We start from the raw sequence: 9724 nt of genomic DNA, 5'->3' as shown, positions 1-9724 counted from the left end.
TCCGTGGCGGGACGGCGACTACCGCCTGCGCTTCCGCGTGCAGCCGACGATGGTCGGGACCTACGAGCCGCCGAGCCCGCTGGCCGGCGGACCCACCGTCACGAGGTCGATCACCGCGCGCACCAGCGGTCCCAAGGTCGGGTCCTCCGGGCTCGCCGCCCATCTGATCCTCAGCTCCACCCCGAAGGGAACCGTGCGGGCGGGGCGGTCCCCCCGCTCGATCAAGCGCAGCACCCGGATCCGGCTGCGCGGACGGGTCGTGGCCCTGCGCTCGCGCCGGACCGTCGTGCTGGAGTGGTCACGTCCCACGGGGAAGCTCCACACCATCGCCCGGGTGAGGACCGATCGCCGCGGGCGCTTCACCGGGCCGCGCTGGAAGCCTCCGCGGACCGGGACCTACGAGCTGTGGGCCCGCTACCCCAAGCAGCGCGGCGGGCTCGCGGCCGACACGACCTCCTGCCCGATCCGCTTCCGCGTGCGCTGAATTCGGTCCGATCGGCCATTCCACATAGGGGACGAATCGTGCTATCCATCAGCGACCCAAGACCAACAGTGGAGGTTGGTCGCTGTCGTCCCAGGTTCCAGCACGCCGTGCGCTGCGCCTGACCCGTCGCGTACGGGTCGCGTGCGCTGCGGCCCTCGCCTGCGCGGCGACCGCCGCAGGCAGCGGAGCGCCGGCCGTCGCGGCGCCCGTCCCGGGCCCTGACTTCTTCGGCACGAACGCCCAGGCGCTGTTCCTCACGGTGATCGAGCCCTCGGAGCGTCCCGCCTTCCTCAACCAGATCTCGAGCGACGGGCTGCGGACCGCCCGGATCGCTGCCGCATGGCTGTGGGCGGAACCCAGGCCCCCGTCGCGGACCAACCCCCCGGTGCACACCTACACCTGGGACCCGCCCGGCCAGCCCGAGCTCTCGCTGGACCGCGAGATCCTCGCCCTGGTGTCCGTCGGCATCCGTCCCGTGGGCACGATCGCGGTCGCCCCGTGGTGGGCGGCCGGCGACGGAGCGATCGTGGCCCCCAGCCGGTACCCGGACCTCGCCGCGTTCGCCGCGGCCTTCGCCGCCCGCTACGGCCCCGGCGGCGCGTTCTGGGCCCGCTACCCGCAGTACGCCGACCTCGCGGTCCGTGACCTCGAGCTCTGGACCGAGGCCAACTCGGCCAACTTCTGGACGCGCCGCGCCGACGCCGCCGAGTACGTGAAGGCCCTGCGGCAGGTCCGCGCAGCCGTGCAGGCGGTCCAGCCGCGCGTGCGGCTGCTGGCCAGCATCGGCTGGCAGGGGTTCTCCAGCTACGTCAGCCAGCTGTACGCCCTCGGGGCGCGCGGGCTGATCGACGGCATCGGCTTCCACCCGTACGCCCCGCACGCCCCGGCGATCATCGGGCTCGTCCGCCAGCTCCGCGCCACGCTGCAGTCCGTCGGGGACGGCGCGCTGCCGATCGACGTCACCGAGACCGGGCAGCCCCGCAGCCACGACGGCAGCCCGTCCCGCCGCGCCGGGGAGGGGCTCGTCAGCGACGAGGCACGGGCCGGCACCCTGCAGCTCACGGGCGCCGCGCTGGCCCGCAGCGACTGCGGCATCGGGAACATGCTCGTCTACAACGCCGTCGGCACCGAGACCGACCGCGAGCCCATCAAGGAAGGATGGATGGGCATCTACGAGCGCGCGACGGCCAAGCCCAACGCGACCGGCCGCGCGATCGCCGCGGCGTCCCAGCACTGGCGGGCCGCGCCCTCCACCGGACTCGTGATCTGCGGGCCCGGGGCGACCGCGCCCGCCGACCTCCTGGAACTCGGCAGCACGGTGACCCACACGACGCCCACCTGCGCCGTGGCGGACATCCGCTACGGCGGCAACCCGATCGAGGGCGCCACCCTCACCCTGCGGGTCGCCGACGGGCGCACGTCGACGTTCGAGATCGACGCCTTCGGGTTCGGTGAGGTGTGCATCCCCGACGGCCCGCCGGTCTGGGAGTTCGACGTGTGGGCGGAGATCCCGGGCATCGCGCGCTCCGCCGTCTGGCGCTGCCCCGTGACCGACGGACCGTGCCGCATCGTGGCGCCGCCGGCCGCCGGCGGCGTGCCGAGCTCCGTCGCCAGCGCCTCCCAGCCGGTCCCGGCGGGCGGCGGTGCGGCTGGGTCGTGGCCGCACGGCGCCGCGCTGGCCCCCTGCGGGCACCGCCTGAAGGCCCGCCTACGACGGATCACGAGCACGCGGGCGCACCTCGAGGCCTCCGCGATCTGCCGGACGAGCGCCGCACGCTCCCGCTACGTCGTGTCGGTGCGGCGCCGACGGGCGACGCGACGCGTCGTGCTCCGGACCGTGTGGCTCCGGACCAACCTCGCGCGGCGCTTCCAGGCCCGCGTGCGGCTCCGTCAGGGAGACCGCGTCTACGTGACCCGGGCGGCGGACCGCGCCACCGGGGCACCCCGCCTGATCGCCTCCGCGACGGTGTGCCGCTACCGCCTGACCGTCGGGCTGAAGCGGGTCACGACGCGGCGGGCGACCGTCAGGGCACGTGCGTCCTGTCCGGCCCGGGCCGCGCGCGCCCGCTACGTGGTCTCGGTGCGGCGCAAGGGATCCAGGAAGCGCACGATCCTGACCTCACGGGTGCTCCGGACGAACATCACCCGCACCTTCGTCGTGCGGGTGCGACTGCGCACCGGCGACCGCCTCTACCTCACGCGCGCCGCGGACCGCCGCACGGGCACCGGACGGCTGATCGCCTCAGTGCGATTCCGCGGGCGCTAGCGCCACGATCATGAAGGCCGCGTGGCGCGGGTCCACCCGCGCGGCGCCGCGCGCGAGACGCCGGCGCAGCGGGTAGTAGCCGCTCACGTACGTGCTGGTGGTCTCGAGGCCGTGGACCGCGGCCAGCTCCTTCAGAGCGCGGATCGTGAACACGCGGACGTGCGTCTGCCCGATGTCCGCGTGCATCAGACCGCGACGCGGATCCAGCGGGTTGCCCACGTGGAACTCGTCGGAGACGTGGTTGGGGAACGGCTGGAAGCCGAGCGCGAGGCTCGCCACGTTGTGCCACGACGACATGTTGTTCGTGGCCAGCAGCACCCGGCCGCCCGGAGCACACACCCGCGCGACCTCGCGCAGGAAGTTGTCGGTGCCGCGGACGTGCTCGATCACCTGGTTGGCGTGCACCAGGTCGAACGCGTCGTCGGGAAAGGGCAGGGGGTCGTTCAGGTCGGTCTCGGCCACGTCGACGCCTCGTCGACGCGCCTCCGCGGCGTGCTGCGGCAGCCACTCGACGCCGACCACCTGGGTCGCCTGGGCCGCCTTCGCCAGGTCGGCGGTGAAGGCCCCGTTGAAGCACCCGAGGTCGAGCAGGCGCTCGCGGGGAGGGTCGGCGGCGACCGCGTCGAGGATCGTGAGCTTGCACTCGTCCTCGGAGGTCTCGAAGACGCTCGACAGGTACCGGGCGACCGCAGCCTTCGGCCCGCGCGGTCGGGCGCCGTTCAACTCTGGGGGCGGGGCACCCGGAGTTGGCTGACGCCATTCGGGACTGGGCTGCGCTGAGACGGTCAAGTGCGTGGCAGTGTGAAGCATCCGGGCTGTTCGCGAAAGGACGGCGAGGTCAGGACGCCGGTGTCCAGCGACGGGCTCCCCGGAACTGGGGAGACGCACCCTGGACATCGGGCCGTTCTTCAGGTGGGAGGTCGGGTTCCGGAACATCCTCTCCGATTCCGGGGATGAGAGTTCACGGAAGAACACGACGCCGCCTCCCGAAACGGCACCCCCGCTGTGAAGCGGGTCCGCAAAGCCACGGAACTCCCACGGAACGGGAGTTGGCCGGGCTGCCGAAGGACGTCTGGGCGGGACGGCGCTCAGAGACACGGAGGTGGCCGTTGTGCGGATGCGCGCGCGGATTCGTCATACCGTGGCGCTGCTCGCGCTCGCCACGACCAGCTTCGCCGGCACCGCTCACGCGGCCGAGCAGATCGGCGCCGTCGGCGTCAACGACCTGCGGTCGGACGGGATCTTCCTGTCCCACGGCGCGTGGGCCGGCGATGGCGACCTCGCACTCGCCCATGACGGCGGCATCCGCCTCTACCGCGCCCGCATGCGCCTGGACTGCGTCGATCCCGAGGGCCGTGGCGACTTCGACTTCGCCCGCCGTTCGCCGACCTGCTGGCTGCTGAGCTACGACGACCTCGTCCGTGGGCTGACCCGGCACGGCATGACGCTGCTTCCAGCGCTGATCAACTTCGGGATGCGCAGCAACGGGCACCATGGTCCCGTGCCCCCTACCCAGGACGGCGCCGGCGGAACACCGACACGCGAGCGGTTCGCCGCCTTCGCCGCGGCCGCCGCGCGGCGCTACGGGCCCGGCGGGACGTTCTGGGACACCTGCGGGTGCGACCCCAAGCCGATCCGCGCCTGGGAGATCTGGAACGAGCAGAACAACGGCTGGTGGTGGGACGACGCCGCCGATGCCGAGGACTACGCCGCGCTGTTCACCCTCACGCGGGCCAAGCTGCGCGAGGCCGACCCGCGCGCCCGCGCCGTCGTCGGCGGTCTCGTGTGGGACCGCAACGGCGAGCAGTCGTTCGTCGAGCCCGCCGAGGTGCTGCGGGCGCTCGCCGTCCGTGACGTCAACGCGTTCGACGCGGTCGCCATCCACCCCTACTCCGACGCGCGGGGACGCACCGGCGAGCAGCTCGGGGCCGACGCGGTGGCCTTCGTCGACCGCATCGCCGACGACCTGCGCGCGACCACGGGCACGGGACCGGGCGGCGCCCCGCGTCAGCAGATCTGGTTGACCGAGATGGGCTGGTCGGACACCGACGCCGCCCCCGAGACGATCGCCGAGGGCTTCCGGTCCTTCAGCGCAAGGCTCGACGCGGGCGTCCGCGCGGCCGACAACGTCGGGCCGGTGCTCTGGTACATGCTGCGCGACAACAACGTGCGGGCCGTCCGCGACGACGGCCTCGGCCTGCGCTACACCCACGTCACCGGCTCGGACGCAGGCCCCAAGCCGGCATGGACGTCGCTCACCCGGGCCGCCGCAGGCGGGCGGATGCTCGACCTGCCCGCAGCCCTGGAGCTGAGCGGGGTGCGGTACTCGCCGAACGCGGCCGCGAGTCCGAGCGGCGGCTCGGCGGTCAACAACTCGGGCCTCAGGACCCCGGCCGGCAGGCTGCCCGCCGCGCGGGCACCGTCGCCCGCTCGCCGAGCACCGTCCGCCGTCAGCCGGCGACCGCCCCGCGTGGCGAACTGGGGGACCGCGCGGAAGCCGGCCAGGAAGAAGAAGTCCCGGAGGTCCAACGCCCGCCGGTCCGTCACCACTGCGTGTCGCGCCGTCAAGGTCACGTCGACCGCCCGGACCGCGTCGCGGCGCTCGTCGAAGGCGGCGACCAGAGCCCTCCGCGTCTGCGGCGGGGCCTCGATCCCGCTCAGCGCGCGAGTCGCCGCAGGAGCGAAGTGAGCGCGCGGTACGCGGGCTTCGGGGTCCCGTCCTGCGACAGCAGGCCGGTGTGCAGTCCCCAGAAGTCCCGACCGCCCTCGTACACCGGCAGGTCGCGCCAGGCGTAGTAGACGACGCCGCGCAGGTTCAGCCGCTTGGCGTTGCGGGCCAGCAGGGCGACCGTCTGGGTGACCACCGCCGCGTGCGCCTTCTCACCGAGGTCGTAGGTCGAGGACGTACCGGTCGTCGCCCAGCCGATCTCGGTCACCCACATCGCGGCGCGATCCTTCGCCTTGTTCATCTGGCGCCGCATCGCGACCAGGATCTCGAGGACGCCGTCGGCCGTCGTGGCGTACGGGTTGAGCGCCAGCGCCTGGAAGTGCCCCTTCGCGCCCGCCCGGTACATCCGGGCGAGGAACCTCCGGGGCGAGTCGCCCAGGCGCGACTCGGGCAGGCCCGCCGTGACCACCGTCGCCGACGGGTCGACCGAGCGGATCGCGCGGTGGACCGTCTTCAGCATCCGCGTGTAGGCGACCGCGTCGGGCTTGCCGCCCCAGTAGGCCTTCAGGTTCGGCTCGTTCCACACCTGCCAGGCGCGGATCGGCCGACGCGGGACGTCGGGACGCGCCGACCAGAAGGACCCGGTCGGGCCGTACCGGGCCACGAGGATCGCGGCGAACATGGCGAACGCGGCGTCCGACGCCGGCGGGTAGGTCATCCGGGTCTGCCCCGACGGCGCCGAGGACCGGAAGGCGGGCGGGTCGAACAGGATCGGCAGCAGGTCGATGCCGCGCCGCGCGGCATCCGCGACGAACGCGTCGTAGGCGGAGAAGTCCAGGACACCGGGCCGCAACTCGATGTTGCGCCAGCTGAAGGTCTGCCGCAGCAGGCCGACACCGGACGCCGCGATCCTCGGCATGGCGGGAGCGCCTGCCGGACCCGTCTCGGCCAGCGCGTCCTCGGCCACGACCCCCAGGAAGGCGCGCGGCACGCGCAGGCCGCGAGGCAGCCCCGCCACCGCCTGCTTCGTCGTCCGCGCGATGCGGACACGCCCGGGAGCGGCCACCCCGTACCGCGTGCCCTTGACCTGAACGCCGAACGGCTGGCGATCGCGGGCGTTGGGGACCCGGTCGCCGTCCACGTCGGAGTCCCTGGAGTTCCGCTTGCGGTCGCCGTCCATGTCGCTGTCGCGATGGTTGGGGATCCGGTCGCCGTCGATGTCCCGGTCCCGGGTGTTGGCGATGCAGTCACCGTCGCGGTCCTTGACCGACTTCGCGCACGATCGGCGCTCGGCGGCGTCCGCCGGGGCGACGAACAGCGGGACGAGGAAAAGGCCGAGAAGTGCAGCGAGAACGGCGCGAGAACGGGAGGGCATGACCTCCGGCATCGACGCAACCGGGTGCATCCCCACTTCTGATCCCGCATACTTGGACACGTGTTGGACCACGGATGGCGTCCACTCCTCTTGCTGTTTGCCGTGCTCGCGGTACCCGCGGCCCCCGCCGAGGCGAAGCTCCCGACCGGTTTCGTCGGGGTCACGTCGGAGGACGCTCTGGCGACGCCAGGGGCCTACCGCGCGCAGCAGATGAAGCTCATGAAACGGGCCGGCGTGCGCACGCTGCGGCAGACGATCGACTGGAGCGTCGTCGAGCGCAAGCGCGGCAAGTACGACTTCTCGTTCTACGACGGGTTCGTCGGGACGGCGGCCAAGTACGGGATCCGCGTGATGCCGATCCTCTTCAACCCGCCGAGCTTCCGCTCCAAGCGCCCGAAGAAGAACGCGCTGCGAGGCACCTATCCGCCCAGACGCAACTCGGACTTCGCGCGGTTCGCCCGCCGTGTCGCCAAGCGCTACGGCCGCAAGGGCAGCTACTGGCGCGCGCACCGCAAGACCCCGTATCGCCCCGTCCTGGCCTACCAGATCTGGAACGAGCCGAACCTCGACGTGTACTGGCGGCCGAAGGCCCGGGCGTCGTCGTACGTGAAGCTGCTGCGCACGACGCGCAAGGCCATCCGCAAGGTCGACCGCCGGGCCGAGATCGTGTCCGCCGGCCTGCCCGACAGCAGGTCGGGGATCCCGCTCACGAAGTTCATCGACCAGATGATGCGCTCGGGCGCCTCCCGCGGGATGGACACGCTCGCCGTCAACCCCTACGCCAAGACGCCGGGCGGCGTCATCCGCAACCTCAAGCGGGCGCGCCGCGCGCTGAACCGGCGCGGCGGGAAGCGCATCGAGATCCGGGCCACCGAGGTGGGATGGTCCGACAACGGGCCCAAGAAGGGCTTCTACGTCGGCCGCAAGCACGCCCGCTACGTGTCGAGCTTCATACGGCTCGCCGGCAAGCACCGCAAGAGCCTGCGGCTCAACGGCTTCGTGTACTTCAACTGGCGCGACGCCGTCCCGTACCCCGGCGGCAAGGACTTCTGGGGCCTGCACACCGGGCTGCACTCCCTCGACGGCAAGGCGAAGCCGGCGTTGAAGTCGTTCCGGGCGGCCGTCAGGAAGCTCAAGTAGGCGGCAGCTTCAGCACGGCCAGGCGCCGGCTGACGAACACCGGGTCCCCGATCAGCGGCGGCTCGAGCAGCGATCCGTCGTCGTCCGGGCACGTCGGGTCGACGATCAGGTAGCGCACGCCGAGCCGCTCCGCATCACGCAGGCCCGACGGCGTCGCCGCCAGCACGGCCTGCGCGCGGCGGGCGATCTCGACCTCGGCCTGCGGCTGGATGTCCTGCAGGCTCAGCGCCGGCAACGTCCGGGTGTGCAGCAGCCAGGTGGCCAGGAAGCTCCAGCACCGGTCCGTCACCACGACCTCGTTGGGCCGCAGGGTCTCGGCGACCGCGTCGAGTCCCTGCAGCGACGCCGGGGAGGCGAACCCGTAGAACGCCCGCACGTTCGGGGCCTGCCGGTACGCGGACGCGGAGGTGAGCGCGAGCCCGGTGACCACGACCGCGACCACCAGCGCCGCGGGCCGCAGGCGCACCGCCACCGCCGCCATGAGCGGGGCCGCCGCCAGCGGCACGAAGTAGACCATGCGGGCGTAGTAGTTGGGGACCTCGACCAGCCAGGCGTATCCGAGGGCGACGGACACGACCAGGATCGCCAGCGGACCGATCAGCGCGCGATCGGTGCGATGCCGCACGGCGGCGACGAGCAGCGCGAGCGCCGTCCCGCCGGCCAGGAAGGGGGAGATGTCGCGGGCCGCGAGATCGAGGTTGATCTTCGTCCCCAGGTAGGCCGTGTAGGGCTGCGTGCCTCCGAACGTCGACTGGCGCGTGTAGAGGTCCCACGCCACCAGCGCGCCGATCGGTACGCACCACGCGGCGATCCGAAGGCACTCCCGCAGCGCGGGCCGCACGCCGAGGGACCGCAGGGACCCCAGCACGACGAGCGCGACCGCCCCGAACCCCACGAGCATCGTCAGACGGTGCAGCGCGGCGAGGCCGACGAGGATCACGGCCGCCCCGACCCGCGAGCGCCAGTCCAACTCCCCGCGACCGAACGCCGCGGCGTACGCGCACAGCAGTGCGAGTGGGCCGAACGCGGCCACGTTCGCGAGCCCGTGCCAGCCGAGGATGTCCTGCGTGGCCGGGATCGCCGCGATCAGGGCGGCGGCGAGCACGCCGGCGGCCGGTCCCCAGAACGCGCGGGCGAACGCGAACACCGCGAGGATCTCGATGACGGTGAAGACGAGGATGCCGCGCGCCAGCACCCCCGCGGACGCACCGGTCATGCTCAGCAGGGAGCCGTACAGCGCCGGGGCGCCCGGGTCCTCGCGGAACGGCACGCCCAGCATCCAGTACGGGTTGTCGATCAGCAACGACCCGTGCCGGCGCACCTCGTCCGCGTACAGCAGGTACTTCGCCCAGTCGTTGCCGGGGACCGGGGTGCGTCCCATCACGCGCCACGCCAGGACCAGGGACCCCGCAAGCACCAGCAGCAGCCCGACGGCCTCGGCGACCTCGCGACGCGGCGTGGTGCGCTCGGACGGCTGGGCGGTCCACGACCAGCGCGCGCCCACGACCACCGCGAGCACGAGCAGCCGGACGCTGACCCCCGTCAGCGGCAGGCCCGCCCTGGCGGCCGACACCAGGACGATGCAGCTGACCGCCACCCCGAGCGCCGGCGCGGCCGCGAGGGCGGCCAGCGGGACCCGCCGGACGGCGCCGGGCAGCAGCGGCAGCAGCGCGAGACCGGGCGCGAGCAGCGCGACCGCCGACAGCGCGACGGTGTGGATCCCGGCGAGCGCCAGCACCGCCTCGAGGGCCACCACGAGCACGGCGAGCAGCCACGGGCGAGGGCTCGTGC

6 protein-coding genes, 1 pseudogene and 1 riboswitch are annotated in these 9724 nt (G+C 73.1%); of the genes and pseudogenes, 4 read left to right on the top strand and 3 right to left on the bottom strand.

The window, feature by feature from the left end:
- On the top strand, positions 1-484 hold a 484-nt coding region (locus tag ABYE80_RS12035; RefSeq protein WP_372790524.1), incomplete at its 5' end, for a hypothetical protein.
- A gap of 259 nt (positions 485-743) precedes the next feature.
- Complete coding sequence (locus ABYE80_RS12030) at positions 744-2750, top strand: hypothetical protein (RefSeq protein ID WP_372790523.1); 2007 nt, start codon at positions 744-746, stop codon at positions 2748-2750.
- On the opposite strand, the gene ABYE80_RS12025 is transcribed toward ABYE80_RS12030, so the two are convergent.
- Positions 2727-3473, bottom strand: coding sequence for a class I SAM-dependent methyltransferase (locus ABYE80_RS12025; protein WP_372790522.1), 747 nt, complete (start codon positions 3471-3473; stop codon positions 2727-2729). The genes ABYE80_RS12030 and ABYE80_RS12025 overlap by 24 nt on opposite strands.
- A 260-nt stretch (positions 3474-3733) precedes the next feature.
- Positions 3734-3816: riboswitch (cyclic di-GMP riboswitch) on the top strand.
- 75 nt (positions 3817-3891) lie between these two features.
- Here ABYE80_RS12025 and ABYE80_RS12020 point away from each other — a divergent pair.
- Positions 3892-5439, top strand: coding sequence for a hypothetical protein (locus tag ABYE80_RS12020; protein WP_372790521.1), 1548 nt, complete (start codon positions 3892-3894; stop codon positions 5437-5439).
- Here ABYE80_RS12020 and ABYE80_RS12015 read toward each other — a convergent pair.
- Positions 5408-6793 (bottom strand): hypothetical protein, encoded by a 1386-nt coding sequence (locus tag ABYE80_RS12015; RefSeq protein WP_372790520.1) that lies wholly within the window; start codon positions 6791-6793, stop codon positions 5408-5410. The genes ABYE80_RS12020 and ABYE80_RS12015 overlap by 32 nt on opposite strands.
- A gap of 102 nt (positions 6794-6895) precedes the next feature.
- Here ABYE80_RS12015 and ABYE80_RS12010 point away from each other — a divergent pair, with 102 nt between their 5' ends.
- On the top strand, positions 6896-7933 hold the full coding sequence (locus tag ABYE80_RS12010; protein WP_372790519.1) for a beta-galactosidase: 1038 nt from the start codon (positions 6896-6898) through the stop codon (positions 7931-7933).
- On the opposite strand, the pseudogene ABYE80_RS12005 reads toward ABYE80_RS12010, so the two are convergent.
- A pseudogene (locus ABYE80_RS12005) lies at positions 7926-9724 on the bottom strand (hypothetical protein); the annotation flags it as partial. The gene ABYE80_RS12010 and the pseudogene ABYE80_RS12005 overlap by 8 nt on opposite strands.

It is taken from the genome of Paraconexibacter sp. (assembly GCF_041602235.1).
Lineage (GTDB): Bacteria > Actinomycetota > Thermoleophilia > Solirubrobacterales > Solirubrobacteraceae > Paraconexibacter.
The sequence above is the reverse complement of the archived record's forward strand: the minus strand, read 5'-3'. Positions and strand labels throughout refer to the sequence as shown.

Excerpts from the sequence above, each read along its gene's own strand:
- ABYE80_RS12015 (WP_372790520.1), bottom strand. The coding sequence starts at position 6,793 with ATGCCCTCCCGTTCTCGCGCCGTTCTCGCTGCACTTCTCGGCCTTTTC.